The organism is Arthrobacter sp. ISL-72 (assembly GCF_018613755.1).
In the GTDB taxonomy this organism is placed as follows: domain Bacteria; phylum Actinomycetota; class Actinomycetes; order Actinomycetales; family Micrococcaceae; genus Arthrobacter.
This window is the reverse complement of the sequence record NZ_JAGGPP010000008.1, coordinates 24,001-42,099: the sequence shown is the minus strand read 5'-3', so window position 1 is coordinate 42,099 and position 18,099 is coordinate 24,001. Positions and strand designations below refer to the sequence as shown.

General features: G+C 65.4%; 22 protein-coding genes. 15 read left to right on the top strand and 7 right to left on the bottom strand.

Features of this window, described 5'->3' with window-relative positions; all coding sequences use genetic code 11:
* Positions 1 to 8: 8 nt before the first annotated feature.
* Complete coding sequence (gene lexA, locus J7I92_RS08365; RefSeq protein ID WP_214839399.1) at positions 9 to 758, bottom strand: transcriptional repressor LexA; 750 nt, start codon at positions 756 to 758, stop codon at positions 9 to 11.
* Positions 759 to 1,161: 403 nt separating this feature from the next.
* On the opposite strand from lexA, the gene J7I92_RS08360 reads away from it, so the two are divergent.
* The 8 genes from J7I92_RS08360 (at position 1,162) to J7I92_RS08325 (ending at position 7,483) form a co-directional block, all read left to right on the top strand.
* On the top strand, positions 1,162 to 1,527 hold the full coding sequence (locus J7I92_RS08360; protein WP_214840122.1) for a LysM peptidoglycan-binding domain-containing protein: 366 nt from the start codon (positions 1,162 to 1,164) through the stop codon (positions 1,525 to 1,527).
* Positions 1,528 to 1,614: 87 nt separating this feature from the next.
* Complete coding sequence (locus J7I92_RS08355) at positions 1,615 to 2,733, top strand: histidinol-phosphate transaminase (protein ID WP_214839394.1); 1,119 nt, start codon at positions 1,615 to 1,617, stop codon at positions 2,731 to 2,733.
* Between the two features lie 105 nt (positions 2,734 to 2,838).
* The gene (gene hisB, locus J7I92_RS08350; protein ID WP_214839392.1) at positions 2,839 to 3,465 is read left to right on the top strand and encodes an imidazoleglycerol-phosphate dehydratase HisB; all 627 of its coding nucleotides are present in this window, start codon (positions 2,839 to 2,841) and stop codon (positions 3,463 to 3,465) included.
* Positions 3,462 to 4,223 carry an imidazole glycerol phosphate synthase subunit HisH gene (gene hisH, locus J7I92_RS08345; RefSeq protein WP_214839390.1) on the top strand — a complete coding sequence of 254 codons (762 nt, stop codon included), beginning with the start codon at positions 3,462 to 3,464 and terminating at the stop codon, positions 4,221 to 4,223. The genes hisB and hisH overlap by 4 nt, the downstream gene beginning before the upstream one ends.
* A complete protein-coding gene (locus tag J7I92_RS08340) occupies positions 4,224 to 4,382 on the top strand; it encodes a hypothetical protein (protein ID WP_214839388.1) in 159 nt (52 codons plus the stop codon). It abuts the gene before it with no gap.
* Positions 4,383 to 4,433: 51 nt separating this feature from the next.
* Positions 4,434 to 5,180 (top strand): bifunctional 1-(5-phosphoribosyl)-5-((5-phosphoribosylamino)methylideneamino)imidazole-4-carboxamide isomerase/phosphoribosylanthranilate isomerase PriA, encoded by a 747-nt coding sequence (gene priA / locus J7I92_RS08335; RefSeq protein ID WP_214839386.1) that lies wholly within the window; start codon positions 4,434 to 4,436, stop codon positions 5,178 to 5,180.
* Between the two features lie 10 nt (positions 5,181 to 5,190).
* Complete coding sequence (locus J7I92_RS08330; RefSeq protein ID WP_214839384.1) at positions 5,191 to 6,123, top strand: SseB family protein; 933 nt, start codon at positions 5,191 to 5,193, stop codon at positions 6,121 to 6,123.
* 58 nt (positions 6,124 to 6,181) lie between these two features.
* Entirely contained in the window at positions 6,182 to 7,483 is a 1,302-nt protein-coding gene (locus tag J7I92_RS08325) for an MFS transporter (RefSeq protein ID WP_214839377.1), read from the top strand.
* Between the two features lie 107 nt (positions 7,484 to 7,590).
* Here J7I92_RS08325 and J7I92_RS08320 read toward each other — a convergent pair whose 3' ends face one another.
* Entirely contained in the window at positions 7,591 to 7,989 is a 399-nt protein-coding gene (locus J7I92_RS08320; protein WP_214839375.1) for a DUF1844 domain-containing protein, read from the bottom strand.
* Between the two features lie 242 nt (positions 7,990 to 8,231).
* On the opposite strand from J7I92_RS08320, the gene infC reads away from it, so the two are divergent.
* The 4 genes from infC to J7I92_RS08300 all read left to right on the top strand — a co-directional run bounded on the left by infC (position 8,232) and on the right by J7I92_RS08300 (position 11,317).
* Positions 8,232 to 9,488: a translation initiation factor IF-3 gene (infC, locus tag J7I92_RS08315; RefSeq protein ID WP_214839372.1), complete on the top strand. Its 1,257-nt coding sequence runs from the start codon at positions 8,232 to 8,234 to the stop codon at positions 9,486 to 9,488.
* Positions 9,489 to 9,604: 116 nt separating this feature from the next.
* The gene (gene rpmI / locus J7I92_RS08310; RefSeq protein ID WP_009358635.1) at positions 9,605 to 9,799 is read left to right on the top strand and encodes a 50S ribosomal protein L35; all 195 of its coding nucleotides are present in this window, start codon (positions 9,605 to 9,607) and stop codon (positions 9,797 to 9,799) included.
* A 118-nt stretch (positions 9,800 to 9,917) separates the two neighbouring features.
* Positions 9,918 to 10,373 (top strand): 50S ribosomal protein L20, encoded by a 456-nt coding sequence (gene rplT, locus J7I92_RS08305; RefSeq protein ID WP_214839363.1) that lies wholly within the window; start codon positions 9,918 to 9,920, stop codon positions 10,371 to 10,373.
* 47 nt (positions 10,374 to 10,420) lie between these two features.
* The gene (locus J7I92_RS08300; RefSeq protein WP_214839362.1) at positions 10,421 to 11,317 is read left to right on the top strand and encodes an RNA methyltransferase; all 897 of its coding nucleotides are present in this window, start codon (positions 10,421 to 10,423) and stop codon (positions 11,315 to 11,317) included.
* Between the two features lie 108 nt (positions 11,318 to 11,425).
* On the opposite strand, the gene J7I92_RS08295 is transcribed toward J7I92_RS08300, so the two are convergent.
* Complete coding sequence (locus tag J7I92_RS08295) at positions 11,426 to 11,692, bottom strand: GlsB/YeaQ/YmgE family stress response membrane protein (protein WP_214839361.1); 267 nt, start codon at positions 11,690 to 11,692, stop codon at positions 11,426 to 11,428.
* Between the two features lie 233 nt (positions 11,693 to 11,925).
* Between J7I92_RS08295 and J7I92_RS08290 the strand changes: the two genes are divergently transcribed.
* The gene (locus J7I92_RS08290) at positions 11,926 to 12,843 is read left to right on the top strand and encodes a cation diffusion facilitator family transporter (RefSeq protein ID WP_214839360.1); all 918 of its coding nucleotides are present in this window, start codon (positions 11,926 to 11,928) and stop codon (positions 12,841 to 12,843) included.
* Between the two features lie 63 nt (positions 12,844 to 12,906).
* Here the strand turns inward: J7I92_RS08290 and J7I92_RS08285 are convergent, their stop codons facing one another.
* Positions 12,907 to 14,118 (bottom strand): MFS transporter, encoded by a 1,212-nt coding sequence (locus tag J7I92_RS08285; protein ID WP_214839359.1) that lies wholly within the window; start codon positions 14,116 to 14,118, stop codon positions 12,907 to 12,909.
* A gap of 171 nt (positions 14,119 to 14,289) precedes the next feature.
* On the opposite strand from J7I92_RS08285, the gene J7I92_RS08280 reads away from it, so the two are divergent.
* Positions 14,290 to 14,742: a (deoxy)nucleoside triphosphate pyrophosphohydrolase gene (locus J7I92_RS08280; RefSeq protein ID WP_214839358.1), complete on the top strand. Its 453-nt coding sequence runs from the start codon at positions 14,290 to 14,292 to the stop codon at positions 14,740 to 14,742.
* Between the two features lie 165 nt (positions 14,743 to 14,907).
* On the opposite strand, the gene J7I92_RS08275 is transcribed toward J7I92_RS08280, so the two are convergent.
* Positions 14,908 to 16,110 (bottom strand): Rv2578c family radical SAM protein, encoded by a 1,203-nt coding sequence (locus J7I92_RS08275; protein ID WP_214839356.1) that lies wholly within the window; start codon positions 16,108 to 16,110, stop codon positions 14,908 to 14,910.
* Between the two features lie 99 nt (positions 16,111 to 16,209).
* Between J7I92_RS08275 and pcp the strand changes: the two genes are divergently transcribed.
* Positions 16,210 to 16,899, top strand: coding sequence for a pyroglutamyl-peptidase I (gene pcp, locus J7I92_RS08270; RefSeq protein ID WP_214839353.1), 690 nt, complete (start codon positions 16,210 to 16,212; stop codon positions 16,897 to 16,899).
* Positions 16,900 to 16,905: 6 nt separating this feature from the next.
* Here the strand turns inward: pcp and J7I92_RS08265 are convergent, their stop codons facing one another.
* Positions 16,906 to 17,541 (bottom strand): SIMPL domain-containing protein, encoded by a 636-nt coding sequence (locus J7I92_RS08265; RefSeq protein ID WP_214839351.1) that lies wholly within the window; start codon positions 17,539 to 17,541, stop codon positions 16,906 to 16,908.
* Between the two features lies 1 nt (position 17,542).
* Positions 17,543 to 18,070 carry a DUF4157 domain-containing protein gene (locus J7I92_RS08260; protein ID WP_214839346.1) on the bottom strand — a complete coding sequence of 176 codons (528 nt, stop codon included), beginning with the start codon at positions 18,068 to 18,070 and terminating at the stop codon, positions 17,543 to 17,545.
* Positions 18,071 to 18,099 lie beyond the last annotated feature (29 nt).

The following is an 18,099-nucleotide window of genomic DNA, read 5'->3' as shown; positions in this document are numbered from 1 at the left end:
GGCGGGTATTAGAGTGAGCGCAGGACCGAAACGACCTTGCCCATGATGGTGGCATGATCGCCCAGGATGGGCTCGTACTGTGTGTTCTGCGGCAGCAGCCAGGTGTGGCCGTCCCGCTGACGGAACGTCTTAACCGTGGCTTCATCATCGAGCAGCGCCGCCACGATGTCGCCGTTGACGGCATCGTTCTGCCGGCGGACCACTACCCAGTCGCCGTCGCAGATCGCGGCGTCGATCATGGAATCGCCGTTGACCTTCAGCATAAACAGCTCGCCATGGCCAACGAGCTGCCGCGGCAGGGGCATGACGTCTTCCACCATCTGGTCGGCCAGGATGGGGCCGCCTGCCGCGATCCGGCCGACGAGGGGGACCATGGCCGTATCTGTGGCTGTGGCCAGTTCGGAAACAGCCAGGCCGCCCATGGAGCGCAGCCGGGCCGGCTTCTCGACGCCGGAGATCTTGGCTGTTCCCTCGTCCAGGGTCAGCGGCATAAGCACTTCCATCGCTCGGGGGCGCTTGGGATCGCGCCGAAGATAACCGAGCTTCTCAAGCTGCGAGAGCTGATGGGTGACGCTGGAGAGGCTGGCCAGGCCCACGGTGTCGCCAATTTCGCGCATGGACGGCGGATAGCCGTTGTCGTTGACGGACCGCTGGATGGTTTCCAGAATCTTCTTCTGCCGCACCGTGAGGCCCTTGGGCTTCCCTGGTGACTGCTGGCTCCGCTGCGTAGCCCTGCCGCCGGTGGCTTGTGCTGCCATGTTCGCCAACGCCTTTCCGTTCCACCCGGCCGCCGTGGCTGCAGTTGCCGGGAACTTCCGGCCTGAAAATGTCAGACCCTGCTGATCAACTGCAGAAGTGGTTGTTCTGTAGCTCCAACGTAGGCCAGCCACACACCTTTTTCAAACATTTGTTCTAGTGAGTCTCGACAATATTCGTTAATAAGTGCTAGAACAGAATCAGCAAAGTTCGAATATGTGTTCTAGTCATCAACCCCATTCGGCCCTATGTTCGAACGCCGAAGCTGGCGGATGATCGGCTCCAGAACACCCGGGCGGCACAGTCAGGTCCAGGAGGGCTCAGTTCATGTCAGCAGCAAGCGCTAGTCACGGTTCGGAAAGCCAGCGTTCCACCAACCAGGGTTGGGTGGGCAAGGGCGCGGGAATGCAGGGGTTTAACTGGGAGGAGCGTCCCGCCAGGAAAGCCAAGGCCGTCCAGCCGCCGCTCCGCCTGACTCGCCGCGGGCGCATTGTCCTGGTGGGGATCCCGCTCATCCTGTTGTCCGCGGTGCTCATCACGCTGGCCGGTTTCCTGAATTCTCCGGCTAAAGCCGCCGAGACCGCCACGGAGCTGTCAGTCACTCCCACTGTTTCCGTCACGGTCCAGCCGGGGGAATCCCTCTGGGGTATTGCCGCCGCCGTCGACCCCGGCCGCGATCCCCGGGATGTGGTGGCGGACATCGTCCAGTTGAACAACCTCGACGGCGGCCGGGTCATGCCGGGCCAGCAGATCTTTGTCCCGTCGAAGTAGAAGTCGAAGTAGAACCGGCAGCGCGCTAACTAGCCCGCAGTGCGTCACGGATTCGGCGCCCCGGCCCGCCTCACTTAAACTGGGGAAGTGACTGACCAGTTAGAGCGCCTCAACCGACTTCCCCTCCGGACCAATCTGCGCGGGCTCACCCCGTACGGTGCGCCGCAGCTGGATGTTCCCATCCTGCTCAACGTCAATGAGAACACCCATGGCGTTCCGGCGGATGTCCTTGCGGCCATCTCCGAAGCCGTTACGGCTGCCGCTGCAGGTTTGAACCGCTATCCGGACCGGGAGTTCACCGAACTGAGGGGGCGCCTGGCGGAGTACCTTGGCCACGGGCTGGGCGCGGAGAACATCTGGGCCGCCAACGGGTCCAACGAAGTGCTCCAGCAGATCCTTCAGGCATTCGGCGGACCGGGACGCTCCGCGCTCGGCTTCCCGCCCACGTACTCCATGTACCCCCTGCTTGCGAGCGGCACGGACACGGAATACATCCGCGGCCAGCGTGCGGACGACTACGGCCTCAGCGCCGAATCCGCTGCCCGGCAGGTCAGGGAGCTCCAGCCCAATGTCGTCTTTCTGTGCTCGCCCAACAATCCGACCGGCACCGGCCTGGGGCTCGATGTCGTCGAAGCCGTCTATGCGGCCGGCGAGGCCAGCCAGACCATCGTGATCGTCGATGAGGCCTACCACGAGTTTGCCCACGACGGCACCCCGAGTGCACTGACCCTCCTGCCCGGCCGTGAGCGATTGATCGTAACCCGCACCATGAGCAAGGCCTTTGCCCTCGCCGGCGCGCGCCTCGGTTACATGGCAGCCGCTCCGGAGGTGACGGACGCCCTGCGCCTGGTGCGGCTGCCGTACCACCTGTCAGCTGTCACTCAGGCCACCGCCCTGGCCGCCCTGACCCACCGTGAAGCACTTATGGCGGACGTCGAGGACATCAAGCGGCAGCGGGACCGGATCGTGTCGGAGCTCATCCGGATGGGCCTCAAACCTGCCGCGTCGGACTCCAACTACGTGTTCTTCGGCGGCCTGGAGAATCCCCACGAGGTCTGGCAGGGTCTGCTCGACGCGGGCGTCCTCATCCGGGACGTGGGAATCCCAGGCCACCTTAGGGTGACCGCAGGCACTGAGACGGAAACCACAGCGTTCCTGGAAGCCCTCGAGCTGATCCTGACCAGGCAGCCCAGCGCCCCGGCCTAAACTGGAGTCCGGACCAGTACTCACGCAGGCCGAGTACTTTCAAGAACCCGTACCCCGGAACGGGTACGCAGACAGCATTTCTCCTTCATCTAAAGGACACAACACATGAGCACCACCGGATCCATTGCTGCCGAGGCCCGGACTGCCCGCATGGAGCGTGCCACGAGCGAATCGTCAGTGCTTGTCGAGATCAACCTTGACGGCACGGGCGTCTCGGACATCAGCACCTCGGTTCCGTTCTACGACCACATGCTGACTGCCTTGTGCAAGCACTCGCTGATCGACATGACGGTCAAGGCCACCGGCGACATCCACATCGACGTCCACCACACAGTGGAGGACGTCGCCATCACCTTTGGTGAGGTGCTGCGGACGGCCCTAGGGAACAAGGCCGGGATCCGCCGCTTCGGCGAAGCAACGGTGCCCCTCGACGAAGCGCTGGCCCACGCCGTCGTCGATGTCTCCGGCCGCCCGTACCTGGTGCACGGCGGCGAGCCGGCAGGACAGGAATACCACCTGATCGGCGGTCACTTCACCGGGTCCCTGACCCGTCACGTCTTCGAAGCAATCACGCTGCACGCCGGCATCTGCCTGCACATGAACGTGATGGCAGGCCGGGACCCGCACCACATTGTGGAGGCCCAGTTCAAGGCCTTTGCACGTGCACTCCGCGCGGCCGTCGAGCCCGACCCCCGCGTCGAAGGCATCCCCTCCACCAAGGGCGCCCTGTGACCGGCCCGGTCATCCAGGACGGGGCCATCGTGGATCCCGCCGCGAGCGCGAAGCCTGCTTCGCCTGAGGGCAAACCCACCGTCACGGTATTGGATTACGGCTCCGGCAACGTCCGTTCGGCCGTCCGCGCCCTGGAGCGTGCAGGCGCCGAAGTAACTCTAAGCGCCAAGCCCGAGGATGTCCTCAATGCCGACGGGCTGCTGGTACCGGGCGTCGGAGCCTTCGAAACCGTTATGCGCGAACTTAAGGCCGTAGACGGTATCAGGATGATCGGCCGGCGTGTTGCAGGCGGGCGTCCCGTCCTCGGCATCTGCGTGGGCCTCCAGGTGCTGTTCGAAGCAGGAGTCGAACACGGCACGGAGGCCGAGGGCATAGGGGAGTGGCCCGGCAAGGTCGAGCTGCTGCCCGCCGAAGTGGTGCCGCATATGGGCTGGAACACCGTCAAGGTGCCCGAAGGCTCGAAACTGTTCGACGGCGTCGAAAGCGAGCGCTTCTACTTCGTGCACTCCTACGGCGTGCAGCACTGGGACTTCGACGTCATCCAGCCGCGCATGGCTGCGCCGCTGGTCACGTGGTCCGAGCACGGAGCACCGTTCATTGCCGCCGTCGAAAACGGGCCCCTGTGTGCCACCCAGTTCCACCCCGAAAAGTCCGGCGACGCCGGCGCCAGGCTGCTCCGCAACTGGGTCAACAGCCTGCGCCACGGCACCGCCAAAGCGACTGCCAACACCACTGCCATTCCAGGGCCGGCCACCTAGATGTGGTCGATTGTCCTAATGGGCCTCGCCGGCCTGCTGGTCGGCGGGGCGCTGTCCTTCAGGCAGCAGCACCGGCCGCTCTGGACCCAGATCGTGTTCTATGTGCTGGCCGGCATGTCGCTGCTGGCCGCCTACCTGCTGACCCTGCCGGCGAACTAGCCGCGCCGCGACCCCTACCAACGCAGCTTCACTACAACCTGAGGACCCGAGATGACCACCGAAACGCCGCTGCCCGTACTGGAACTGCTGCCCGCCGTCGACGTCGTGAACGGCCAGGCCGTCCGCCTGGTCCAGGGCGAAGCCGGCAGCGAGACGAGCTACGGCACGCCGCTGGACGCTGCGCTCAACTGGCAGGAACAGGGCGCCGAGTGGGTACATCTGGTGGACCTGGATGCGGCTTTCGGCCGCGGTTCCAACGCGGAACTGCTCCGCGAAGTGGTGGGCCGGCTGGACATCAAGGTGGAGCTCTCCGGGGGCTTGCGCGATGACGAATCACTTGAAAAAGCCCTGGACCTGGGCGTGACCCGGGTGAACCTGGGCACTGCGGCGCTCGAAAACCCGGACTGGACAGCGCGCGCCATCGACCGCTTCGGTGACAAGATCGCCGTCGGCCTCGACGTGCGCGGAACAACGCTCGCGGGCCGTGGCTGGACCAAGGAAGGCGGCGATCTGTGGGACGTGCTGGCACGGCTCGAGGATGCCGGCTGCGCCCGCTACGTGGTCACGGATGTCACCAAGGACGGCACCCTGCAGGGACCCAACGTCGAACTTCTCCGCCAGATGGTGGAGAAGACCGGCAAGCCCGTGGTTGCTTCCGGCGGCATCTCCAGCCTTGAGGACCTCAAGGTCCTGCGCTCCCTTGTGCCGCTGGGCGTCGAAGGGGCCATCGTGGGCAAGGCGCTGTACGCCGGTGCGTTTACGCTGCCGGAAGCGCTGGACGTAGCCGGCCGCCGCTAAGCCGGGCACCATGGACCAGCACTCCCCACGCCCGTCCCGGGAGCTCCCGGGCCATATCGCGGCAGCACTCGCCGGATCCGGCGGAGCCACGGATTCGGCGGGGCAGCCCTGGGCGGGCCGCAGCCTGGCCGGCGAGGACGCGAAGATCCACAATTTCGAGGACGACGACGGCACGGCCGACGCCGGTTACCTCGCCGCCGTCACGGCCCTCCGCTCGTCAGCAGGCGACGAAGCTGCGGTGGTGGCGTCCCTGGCCACTGCCAGGGTGTTCGTTCCCATCGTGGCCCAGTTGGCGGAAGAAGCCGATGGCGCGGCAGCGCCGCAGAGCGACAGGCCGCAGACCGACAGACCGCACGGTGACAGCCTGGGCGACAAGCTGCACGGGGACAAGCAGGCGGACATGGCTCTCGTCACGCTGAAAGCGCCTGACGGGCGGACCGCGATGCCGGTGTTCACGTCGGCCGCGTCCCTCAAGGCTTGGCATCCGGAGGCCCGTCCCGTGGCCGTGTATGCGGCGCGGGCAGCCCTGTCCGCAGTGGCCGATGGTGCGGAGCTCCTGGTCGTGGATCCAGGCTCCGACTACACGTTCGTTGTCCGCCGTCCCGCCGTCTGGGCTCTTGCGCAGCAGCGTACGTGGGTTCCGTCCTATGCCGATCCGGAGCTGGCGCAAGCCATGGGGGAGACGACGGGCGGATATCCTCCGGTCAGGCGGGTGGAGCTCCAGCCCGGCGGCGGTGTGGCTTCGGCGACAGAGGCCGGTGACTTTGTTCCGGGCGGCGGTCCGGGACCCGAACTCCGCGTGGTGCTGTTTCTGGAAGACGGCCTGGATGCTGCCGGTGTCCAGGCGATCGTAGCGGGACTCAATTCCGACTGGTCCCGGAATGCGGTCTTCGCCGAGCGCGTTGATTCGATCGAGGTAAAGCTGCAGCGTGCGGCAGAATAGCTGACGGCAGGCGGGGCGTATCCCGGCCCTGCCGCCGGCAGGATGAAGGACGTAGCCCGTGAATTTCGCTCTCTACAAGGAGCTTCTTGCAGTCAGGCCCATCAGGCGGCTGCTGATCGTTGGAATGATAGCTCGCGTACCACACTCGGCGGCCGGCGTCCTGCTGACGCTGCATATCGTGCTGACGCTCGGACAGGGGTATGCCGCCGCGGGGGCAGCCGCAGCGGTGATGACAATCGGCATTGCATTGGGTGCTCCCTGGCGCGGACGCCGCGTGGACACGGCCGGGCTTCGCAAGGCCCTGATCCCGTCGGTTGTTTCCGAGGCCGTCATCTGGTCAATCGTCCCGCACGTTTCCTACCAGTGGCTGTTGGCCCTCGTATTCGTCGGAGGCCTCCTGACGCTCCCCATCTTCAGCGTGGTGCGCCAGTCGCTGGGGGTGCTGGCCGCAGGCGAGCAGCGGCGGACCGCCTTCGCACTGGATTCGATCACCACGGAACTTGTCTTCATGGTCGGCCCGGCTGGGGGCGCCGTCGCGGCCACCACCGGGAATTCGGTCATCGGACTGACGGTGGTGGGACTGTCCACATCGGTGGCCGGGCTCTTCCTCATGTGGTTCAACCCTCCCGTTCGCAGCGTGCTGCCGGACGAGGACTACGACGCTGCCCAGCAAGAGGGCGCGGAGGTGGCGGTTGTCGCAGCGGCTCCGGCGCACTTGAAGGAAGCCGCCGCTGAACTCCCCCCGGTCGCGGCGGGCGCGCTCAATCGTTCCGGGCTGCGGCGCAAAGTGGCGCACAATTTCGTCTGGTTCACTGCAGCCGTGGCTGCAGTCTTTGCCGTGGCAGCGGGGGCCGGCATGGTGCTCAGCGGCACTGACGTGGGAATTGTCGCGGCGTTGGAAATCAGCGGGCACCAGGGCGAGATCGGCCTGGTCTTTGTCTTCTGGTGCGCTGCTTCGGTGGCCGGCGGACTCATCTACGGCGCAATGCACCGGCCGGTCTCGCCGATCCTCCTGCTGCTCGGCATGGCCGCCCTCACCATTCCGATGGGTTTCGCCCATGACACCCTGACGTTGTGCCTGCTTTCGCTCCTTCCGGGGCTGTTATGCGCACCGGTCCTGTCCGCTGCGTCGGAAAAGGTGGCCGACCTCGTGGAGGAGAGCCGGCGCGGTGAAGCCATGGGCTGGTACGGGTCCGCGCTCACGGCAGGGGTTGCCCTGGGGGCGCCTTTGACCGGTATATTCATCGACCGCATCGGCCCGTCCGCCGGCTTTGTCTCGGTGGGCGCAGCGGGCGTGGTGCTCTGCCTCCTCGGCCTGCTGCTGCAGTACCGGCGCCGTCAGCGCACCATGGCGGCCTGACGGCTGGCAGCCTGACGGCACCCTCCGGAAGGGCTTAGCGGCCGCAAACGACGACGGCGGGCGGACCGGATTGGTCCTCCCGCCGCCGCGCCATTTCGATGAACAGCCTAATTGACAGGCCCGGTGTACTTTTCGCCCGGACCCTTGCCGGGAGCGTCCGGGATCAGGGACTCTTCCCGGAACGCCAGCTGCAGGGAGCGGAGCCCGTCGCGCAAAGGACCGGCGTGCTGCGAGCCGATCTCCGGAGCGGCCGCAGTCACGAGTCCGGCCAGTGCCGTAATCAGCTTGCGGGCCTCATCGAGGTCCTTGAGCTCTTCGGCATTTTCCTCCGCAGCAAGGCCAAGTTTTACGGCTGAGGCGCTCATGAGGTGAACAGCAGCGGTGGTGATGACCTCGATCGCAGGGACTTCCGAGATGTCTCGGATCTGCTGCGACACCTGTTCCTGGCCGCTTCCCTGGGGGGCGGCCGGCTCGAAAACGTATGAATTACTGTCTGAAGTGCTCATACTGGTAAGCTTGTCACAGACCGACTGAATGTCGTTATTTTGCTATGTGAAACCTTGGCTGTGAATGTGCAGTATCCGGGCTTCTGTCTGTAGAATTGATTTTCAGTTTGCAAGCGGAGTTCTCTCCCACCCGCGTCGGCCGTTTTCCCCAGGAAGCAGTTCCCAAGGAAGCAAGGTTGCCGGGTACCTGGTCGGGCATTTCATGGCGGCACAAGCCACATGGAACGCGCACAGCCTCCTGTATGGAAGCGCGTGCATCCGATCTTCGAGGCCTTCGATTGCTCCGGCAATTGGGGGCCTTCTCTATTTGCCGGTGGAATACTCACCTCAACCACAGGAGTTCTAACATTAGCGAGCCAAGAATCAATGAGCGTATCCGCGTCCCCGAGGTGCGGCTGGTCGGCCCTGCAGGCGAACAAGTAGGAATTGTCCGTATTGAGGATGCCCTGCGTTTGGCTGCCGAGTCCGACCTTGATCTCGTTGAAGTTGCACCGCAGGCCAAGCCTCCGGTGTGCAAGCTGATGGACTTCGGCAAGTACAAGTACGAAGCCGCGGTCAAGGCACGCGAGGCCCGGAAGAACCAGACCAACACGGTTCTGAAGGAAATCCGTTTCCGGCTGAAGATCGACACCCACGACTACGAGACCAAGCGCGGCCACGCCCTCCGCTTCCTCGGCGCCGGGGACAAGGTCAAGGCCATGATCCAGTTCCGCGGCCGTGAGCAGCAGCGTCCGGAAATGGGCATCCGCCTGCTCCAGCGCTTCGCCGACGACGTCGCCGAAGTGGGCGTTGTCGAGTCCAGCCCCCGCATCGACGGCCGCAACATGGTCATGGTGGTGGGCCCGCTGAAGAACAAGGCTGAGGCCAAGGCGGAAGCACGCCGTGCGACGCAGCGTGCTGAGGCTAAGGCCCAGAACGAAGCCAAGTCCAGCGGCCGGGTGGACGTCAGCCGCGATCAGCCCACCATGACGCAGTCCCTGGCGGACCTGCTTCCTGAGGGTTTCTCTGTTTCTACTGAAGAAGCGGCGCCGGAGGCAGACACCGAGGCCGCTGCAGCGTCAGCCGGCGTTGAAGCGCCTGCCGAGACGGTTGCAGCTCCGGAAGCTGAAGCCCCGGCAACGGAAGCTCCTATGGAAGCCCCGGCAACGGAAGCTCCTATGGAAGCCCCGGCCACGGAGGCTCCCAAGCAGGAGGCTCCCAAGCAGGAAGTTCCGAAGCAGGAGGCTCCCAAGCAGGAAGCTCCGGTTGAGGACGTTCCCCAGGCAGCAAAGCAGGCAGCGCCGAAGCGTGAAGCCCCCAAGGCCGAAGCTGCGCCGCGTCCTGCAGTGAGCAAGCCGGCGGCCAAGGCGCCTGAAGCTCCTAAGCCTGCGGCGGCTGTTCCCTCGGCGCCCAAACCGGCCGGAATTCCCGCGCCGCCCAAGCCGGTTGCACGGCCCGCAGCGCCCAAGCCTGCTGCACGGCCGGCCGCTCCCAAGCCGGGCAGCAAGAAGACTAACTAGTTCAAAGCTGCGCGAAGTATCGGCTTCGCGCAGCAAGCAACCAGCACGCCGCCCGCAGGGGTGGCTGCACGAAAGACTGCAGACTTGTCTGCGGATACGTAAGGAGATCGGTTCCCATGCCGAAGATGAAGACCCACAGTGGTGCTAAGAAGCGCTTCAAGCTGACCGGCAGCGGCAAGCTGCGCCGCCAGCAGGCCAACCGCCGCCACTACCTCGAGCACAAGTCCTCCCGGCTGACCCGTCGCCTTGCCGGCGACAAGATCGTCTTCAAGGGCGACGCCAAGGTCATCCGGAAGATGCTCGGCATCTAAGTTCCAAGTTCTCTGACTGCTTGCCACCTGGCAGCGGTCAACTACCAAAAAGGCTTCTCAGGCCAGCCGGTGTTCCGGCAGTAGACGCTTGGGATCAGAATTCTGAAGGAGTACGCACGTGGCACGTGTGAAGCGGGCGGTAAACGCCCACAAGAAGCGCCGGGTTATCCTCGAACGCGCAAAAGGTTACCGTGGACAGCGCTCACGCCTGTACCGCAAGGCTAAAGAACAGCTGCTGCACTCGTTTGTGTACAGCTACGGCGACCGCAAGAAGAAGAAGGGCGACTTCCGCCGTCTCTGGATCCAGCGCATCAACGCTGCATCGCGCGCCAACGGCCTGACCTACAACCGCCTGATCCAGGGCCTCAAGGCCGCTGAGGTCGAGGTTGACCGCCGCATGCTGGCCGAACTGGCCGTCTCTGACGCCAACGCCTTCGCAGCACTGGTGCAGGTTGCCAAGGACTCGCTGCCGGCTGACACTTCCGCGCCGGCCGTCGCAGCAGACGCCGCTCCGGCAAAGGCCCCCAAGGCCAAGGCTGCCAAGAAGCCGGCCGTCGAAGCCGCTGCCAACTAGCATCCCCGCGTTCAAGGACCGGCGGCAATAGCCACTAAAGTTCTTATATGAACGAAACCGGGCGCCCGCAAGACTTTCCACTCTCCAACCCCCGAGCTGATCGGGTGAGGGACGTGGCCAAGCTTGCAGGGCGCCCGGCCCGTTTAAAGCGCGGGCAGTTCCTGGCCGAAGGGCCGCAGGCTGTCCGTGAGGCCCTGGTGCTCCACCGCAAAAGGATTGCTGCGGGGGAGCCCGGGCTGGTCCACGACGTCTTCGCCAGCGAGGCCTGCCTGGATCGCCATCCGGAATTCGAGGAGTTGGCTGCCGGTGTCAACGCCCGGCTTGCCACCGACGAGGTACTGTCCGCCATGGCGGACACCGTCAATCCCCAGGGCATCATCGCCGTCTGCGCTTTCGTGGACGTGGACCTTGAGGCCGTGCTCGACGCCGGTCCCCGGCTCATCGCAGTGCTGTGCCAGGTGCGGGACCCGGGCAATGCGGGCACCGTCCTGCGGGCGGCCGACGCCGCCGGTGCAGACGCCGTGGTCCTGACCTCGTCCAGCGTTGATATCTACAATCCCAAGGCTGTCCGCTCAACGGCCGGATCCCTGTTCCATCTTCCGGTGGTCCTCGGAGCCGACCTGGTTGGACTGGCCGCCGCCTGCCGGGAACGCGGCATCGGCATCCTGGCTGCGGACGGATACGGGCAGCTGGACCTGGACCAACTGCAGGACGAAAACGCGGCCCGAAGGCTCGGTATATCCGGCACCGCCTCCGTCTATGCCCTTGAGCAGCCCACCGCTTGGCTGTTCGGCAACGAGGCCCAGGGCCTGACCGACGCCGAGCTCTCCCTGGCGGACCACCGCGTGGCCGTTCCTGTCTACGGGGCTGCGGAAAGCCTGAACGTCGGCACCGCCGCAACGGTGTGCCTCTACGCAAGTGCACGGTCCCAGAAACGGGCCTGACGGGCTTGCCGGCCGGAAACGCAGGGCGGGGGCCCACCTAAGGTGGGCCCCCGCCGTCGTAATTTTCACCAGTGGGCACCTGCGTGCCTCAAGCAGTGGTGAGTGTAGTTATGTGGTCCGGTTCCGGCCGGTGACGAAGCCGTAGATTCCGGCTACGACCAGGCCGCCGACAATGGCGAGCAGCCAGGAACCGAGGTTCCAGAATTCCATCCGGCCACCGCCGAACAGAAGGTCGCCGATCCAGCCGCCGACGATGGCGCCGACAACACCAAGCACGAGGCTGGTGACCCAGCCGCCGCCAACGGTGCCAGGCATGACTGCCTTGACGATTGCTCCTACAATGAGTCCGAGAATGATCCAGCCTAGAAAGCCCATGTCTCCTCCTACATTTTGTCGGAACTCACTACGGGTCCCGATTATGGCTTCAAGCTAACACACGGTGTGTTTGGTTGTCAGTAGGCTTAGTTCCAGTGTTTTTGCTGTCACCCGCAGTGGCGCGTGGTGCGTCAGGCCGCGACAGGCGGGTACGGTATTCCTTGCGGGCATCAACATTGTGCGGTGATCGCACCTGCAAATTTTCCAGCAATCCCTGAAGAGGTGAAGCTCACTTGGCTGCAAATGGCGGTACCAAGGCGATCGTCGCGGCTCTGGCTGCAAACCTGACCATCGCTGTACTGAAGTTCGTCGCTTTCATCCTGACCCTGTCGTCGTCCATGCTGGCAGAGGCCATCCACTCTGTCGCTGACTCCGGCAACCAGATCCTCTTGTTGGTGGGCGGCAAGCGCGCCCAGCGTGCCGCGAGCCCGCAACACCCCTTTGGCTACGGACGCGAGCGCTACATTTACGCGTTCATCGTCTCGATTGTGCTGTTCAGCGTCGGCGGCCTGTTTGCGCTGTTCGAGGCGTGGGAGAAGCTGCAGCATCCCCACGCCATCGAAGGCGACTTCTGGTGGGTTCCCCTGGCTGTGCTGATTGGGGCCATCATCGCCGAATCGTTCTCGTTCCGGACCGCGATCATCGAGTCCAACCACATCCGCGGCAAGCAGGGCTGGGTGCACTTCGTCCGCAATGCCAAGCAGCCCGAGCTGCCCGTAATCCTGCTGGAGGACCTCGGTGCACTGCTGGGCCTCGTGTTCGCACTGTTCGGCGTTGGCCTCACACTGATAACCGGCAACGGCACCTGGGATGCGCTCGGCACGGCGATGATCGGCTTCCTGCTGGTGGCCATCGCCATCGTGCTTGCCATGGAGACCAAATCGCTGCTGCTTGGTGAATCCGCTACCAAGGCGGACGTTGACCGGATCAGCACTGCGCTGGAGGCCGACGGAACCAAAATCATCCACCTGAAGACCCTGCACCTTGGCCCGGAAGAGCTGCTGGTGGCCGCCAAGATCAGCGTCGGCCCCGCCGCCACGGGTGCCCAGATCGCCACGGCGATCGACGACGCCGAAAGCCGGATCCGCGAAGCTGTACCCATTGCGCGGGTCATCTACCTGGAACCGGACGTGGAGCGCGCGCACGTCTGATCCCCGGCTCAGGGCCCGCCCGGCCCCTGAACGGCCGCTGGACCGAAACCTGTGTGACGCAGGCTAGGAAACCAGCGGCCTTTTGCGTTCCATCAGGCCGCTGATGACGGCAACGCCCAGGCCCAGAATTGCGAGGACTGCACCGACCAGCGCGGGCGCAACATAACCCCAGCCCCAGGCTATGACCAGCCCGCCCAGGAAGGCGCCCAGGGCGTTTGCCACGTTCAGGGCTGCGTGGTTGAGCGAGGAAGCAAGGGACGGGGCATCGGGGGAGGCATCCAGCAGCCGCGTCTGCAGGGCCGGCACCAGCAGCGAGCCCGCGCCGCCGACAACGAACACCATAACGAAGGCCGACCAGGGCCAGTGCACGGCCACCGCATAGACCACCAGGGCCACGGCGATTCCTGGCAGGACAAGGTAGATGGTCCCCATCACCGACTTGTCGGCAATCCGGCCGCCGACGATGTTTCCGGCCACCATGCCCAGGCCGTAGAGGGCCACCACCAACGGGAGGAAGGCCGGAGGGATGCCTGCCACGGAAGTCATGGTGTGCGCGATGTACGTGTACGTGGCGAAGAATCCGCCAAAACCGACGATGCCGATGAGGATGGCAAGCCAGACCTGCAGCCGCTTCAAGGCGCCGAGCTCCCGGCGGATGCTGGCGTCCGGGTGCGCTTCCTGGAACGGGACGAACTTCCAGAGCATCGCCAGCGTCACCAGCCCGATCAGGCCGACGAGCACAAACAGCAGGCGCCAGCCAAAAGCCTGGCCCAGCCAGGTGGCAAACGGAACCCCGATCACGTTCGAGATCGTCAGTCCGGCCATCACCATGGAGATGGCCCAGCCCCGTTTGGTCGGGGCCACCAGCGAAGCCGCGATCACGGCTGCCACACCGAAGAAAGCTCCGTGGGGCAGCCCGGCCGCGAACCTGGACAGGAGCATGGTGCCGTAATCCGGCGCGATGAAGGACGTGAGGTTGGCCAGGCTGAAGAACAGCATCAGCCCCAGGGCAAGATGCTTGCGTGGAAGCTTGGCGCCGACGGCGGCCAGGAGCGGCGCCCCGATAACCACGCCGAGTGCATAGGCGGAGATCAGGTGGCCCGCCTCCGGAGTGCCGATGCCCAGGCCCTGTTCCACCTCCTTGAGCAAGCCCATCATGGCGAACTCGGTGACGCCGATGCCGAAACCGCCCATCGCAAGGGACACGATGGCCAAGGCCAGGTGCTGGGTTCCCGCCTTAGGTTTGGTAGGGGTGAGGGTGGGCGTGGAAGTCATGGGCCTGCTTTTCGAAAGTTCCGTATAAATCTGATTACTGCAACGTAGGGGGAGCGGCCGGTATTCCGGTGAGCTGCTGGCTGAGGGTCCTGATGTGCCGGTGTCTGCTGTCGCGGCGCCAGGGGTGCCGGCGGGAGCGGCCTCAACCATTGTCCCCCATAGACTGTTGCGGTGACTGGACTCATCAATGTTGTTGGCGGAGCTGTTGTGGATTCGCTGAGTGCCCCTGCCCGGCTGCTGGTGGCTCGCCGCACTGCGCCGCCCCAGTTCGCCGGGATGTGGGAATTCCCGGGCGGGAAAGTGGAGCCCCTGGAGTCAGCGGAAGATGCCCTGCACCGCGAACTCCGCGAAGAACTCGGCATTAACGTACGGCTGGGCGCCGAACTGCCGGCGGAAACCGCAGCCGGATGGCCGCTGAATGCCAGGGCCTCCATGCGCGTATGGTTTGTCGAAATTGCCGACGGCGAACCCCGTCCCCTGGAAGACCACGATGAACTGCGCTGGCTGGACCTGTTGGGAAGTGACGAAGCCCTCACTCTTCCGTGGATACCTGCGGACTTCCCGATAGTCCGGGCCCTGCTCGCTGCCGTTGCCGGTTCGGGGCGCGTCTCACTGGAAACGTGAGCATGCCGGACGTGCCTGGCCGCCCGGCCCCTGCCTGCTCCGCTCCTGTCGGCCCGGCCCCTGCCTGCTCCGCTCCTGTCGGCCCGGCCCCTGTCTGCTCCGCTCCTGCCTGCGGCACAGCCGGAGCTGGCGCCGCTTAAGCATCGGTGCTCAGCGCACAACTGGCTAGAAGAGCGTTGGCTGTGCGGGGTCCTTCGTTGTATTGCCGCCGGCACTCCCGCCGGTGCCCTCAGTTCTGGCGCCGGCGGTCCCGGCCCCGCCCGGGCCACGGTGCTGCTTTTGGCCTCCGGCGGGGCGAGCTCCTGGTTCCGGAATGCTGCCCGCCGGATACTGGGCTTCTTCTTCCCGGGGGTCGTTAGCCAGGTCGCGGTGGCTGAAGCCGTGCGAACCCGTGAAGCCGTGCCGGGCCTTGAAGCAGCGGATCCGCCCCGCCAGCCACTGACGGTACTCCTTGGGCGCATAGGAGCCGGTGCCGTACAGCCGGCGGTAGCGGCCGGCGAGTTCGGGGTGGCGGGCGGCAATCCACTGCATGAACCATTCGCGCGTTCCGGGCTTCAGGTAGAGGGCTCCCGCAGTAACCCCGGTGGCACCGGCCGCAGCCAGTGAGCCGAACAGTGCGTCCAGGGCTTCGTCGCTGTCGGAGAGCCACGGCAGGATGGGCATGGCCATGACTCCGCATGGCAGGCCGGCTTCCCGCAACCTCGAGATGAGCTTGAGCCGCGCCCTAGGACCGGGAGTGCCCGGCTCGATCGCCTCGGACAGGTGTTCGTCGGTCATTGCCAGTGATATCCCGATTCCAACGGGTACCTGGGCTGCCGCGTGCTTGAGCAGCGGAATGTCCCTGGCCAGCAGGGTCCCCTTCGTGAGGATGGACAGGGGAGTTCCCGAGTCGGCCAGCGCGCGGATGATGCCGGGCATGAGCTGGTACCGGCCCTCGGCACGCTGGTACGGATCGGTGTTCGTGCCCAGCGCCACATGGTGATGGCCCCAGGACGGCTTCGCCAGTTCCTTGCGCAGGACCTCGGCGGCATTGATCTTGACCACCACCTGGCTGTCAAAGTCCAGGCCTGGGTCGAAGTCCAGGTAGGTGTGGCTTTTGCGGGCGAAGCAGTAGACGCAGGCATGGCTGCAGCCGCGGTAGGGGTTGATGGTCCATTCAAAAGGCATGCGCGAACCGGCCGGCACTTTGTTGAGCACTGACTTGGCGGTGACCTCATGGAAAGTGACGCCGGCAAACTCGGGGGTCGAAACGGAACGCACGAGCCCGGCCAGCGGCAGCAATGCCTGAACGGCCGGGGCGGCCGCCGGTGCGCTGCCAGGGCTGCTGTCTGCCCGTGCCGGCTGGAGTGCTTGTGCGTCCCATCTCATGGGTTCTATTCGAAGGTATGTTCTAATCAATGTCAAGGGGCTTTCTGCCGGGCCATGATTGCCGCCAGGGCCTGAACCTCCGGTTGTTACGCTGGGGCCATGATTCTGCTCACCGGATTTGAACCGTTTGGCGGCGAAACAATCAACCCGTCGTGGGTTGCAGCGGAAGCCGCCTCTGCAACCCTGCGCGCGGACGGCCACGCTGCCGCCGCCGTTGAGTTGCCGTGCGTGTTCGGACAATCCGTTGTGGTGCTGCGGGAGGCACTGCAGCACCACAAGCCGGAGCTTGTGATCTGTGTCGGGCAGGCAGGCGGGCGGCCGCGCATCTCCCTGGAACGCGTCGCCATAAACTGCGACGACGCCCGCATTCCGGACAACGCCGGAAACCGTCCCGTGGACGAAGAAGTCATCCCCGGCGGACCGGCAGCCTATTTCAGCTCATTGCCGGTGAAAGCTTCGCTCGCGGCGTTGCGTTCCGCGGGGATACCCGCGGAAGTCTCGCAAAGCGCCGGTACGTACGTCTGCAACCACGTCTTTTACGCCCTCATGCACGCGATAAACACCGCGCAAGAGCAAAGCGGGTCGGCTAACAGTGATTCGGAAGCAATCGCCACGCCCGCAACGCGGGGCGGCTTCATCCACGTCCCTTACGAGACGCAACAAGTGCCCAAAGGCAGCGGTACCCCGTCACTGCCTGCCGCCGTCATGGCGGAGGCGCTCGCCGTCGTCGTCCGTACCGCCCTGGCCACCACGGCGGACATCAGGCTCGCCGCGGGGAGCGTGCACTAGCCGGCTTTACCGCAGCTCCCACACAACACCCACCGTGGCAGACACACTCGACTGCCCCACCTCAATCCCCACGGAGTCCGTGGCCATCGCACGTTGCATTTTTGCCATCGGAATCGGGGGCTGGGGGCCGGGCTGCTGCGTCACTGAGACGACGGGGCCCAGCTCCATGCCGGCTAGCGCTGCGAACTGCCGGGCAGTGTCAAGGGCATCCTGCCAAGCGGCCTTGCGTGCCTGGGCGGCCACCGCGGCCGGGTCCGCAAAACCAAGGTCGAGCCCGTTCAACCTGACGTCATTGCCACCGGCCGCCACGGCGCCGGCGATGATGCCCGAGGAACCGGCAACATCCCGCAGCCGCACGGCAAGGACGCTCGATGCCACGTAGCCCGCCACGGTTTGGCCCTCGCCTTCCTTCCACACCACATCGGCGCGGACGTTCAGGCCCGCCGTGCTGATGTCCTGGTCAGCCACGCCGTGCTCGCGCAGTACCGCCGAGATTCCCGCGGCCGCCCTGCCGGCAGCGGAATACGCGGCGCCCACGTCCTCCCGGCGGCACTCCACGCCGATGGAAACCGTCAGCAGGTCCGGTACTGCTTCGGCGGTACCGGAGCCGGTGACCGTGACGGTCCTCGCGGTTTCGGTCATGTCATGCCTCGATTCCATCGGGCCGGCGGCCTTTTCGACCGGCTTTTCGGCCGTTTTGTTGACCGCCGCGTTTTCGGACTTTGTTGTTCGGGCCCTTGCTGTTCCGGACGTTGTCCTTTTCACGGCGGTGCGGACCCAGGTAACCGCCGGCCTCCAGGCCCGCGAGGCGCTCAAAGACGTTGGCGGATCCCGGGTTTCCCGTCCGGAGCAGCGACCACCCGGCCGCAAGGAAGTACAGCGGCAGGAAGGGCAGGCCCAGGCACCAGGCGTACTGGCTGCTGTGCCGTTCCTCATGCGCCAGCAGCACGGGATTGGACAGTGCCTCCGGTGCCTGCGCCCGGAACAGTACGACGTTCCCCACGGTGAACGCCTGGGCAAAGGGAAGGGGCCACCGGTAACCGGTGGCGATCAGCAGCCCACGCGGTCCGGGGCGGACTGCCGTGCGGGCGCATCGGGCCAGCAACAAGCCCAGCAGAGTCGTCGCATTCAGCACGTTGGCGATCTGCCGCAGCCGCTGTCCGGAGGTCATGAGGCCATGGTAGCGGGGGCCCGCAATCC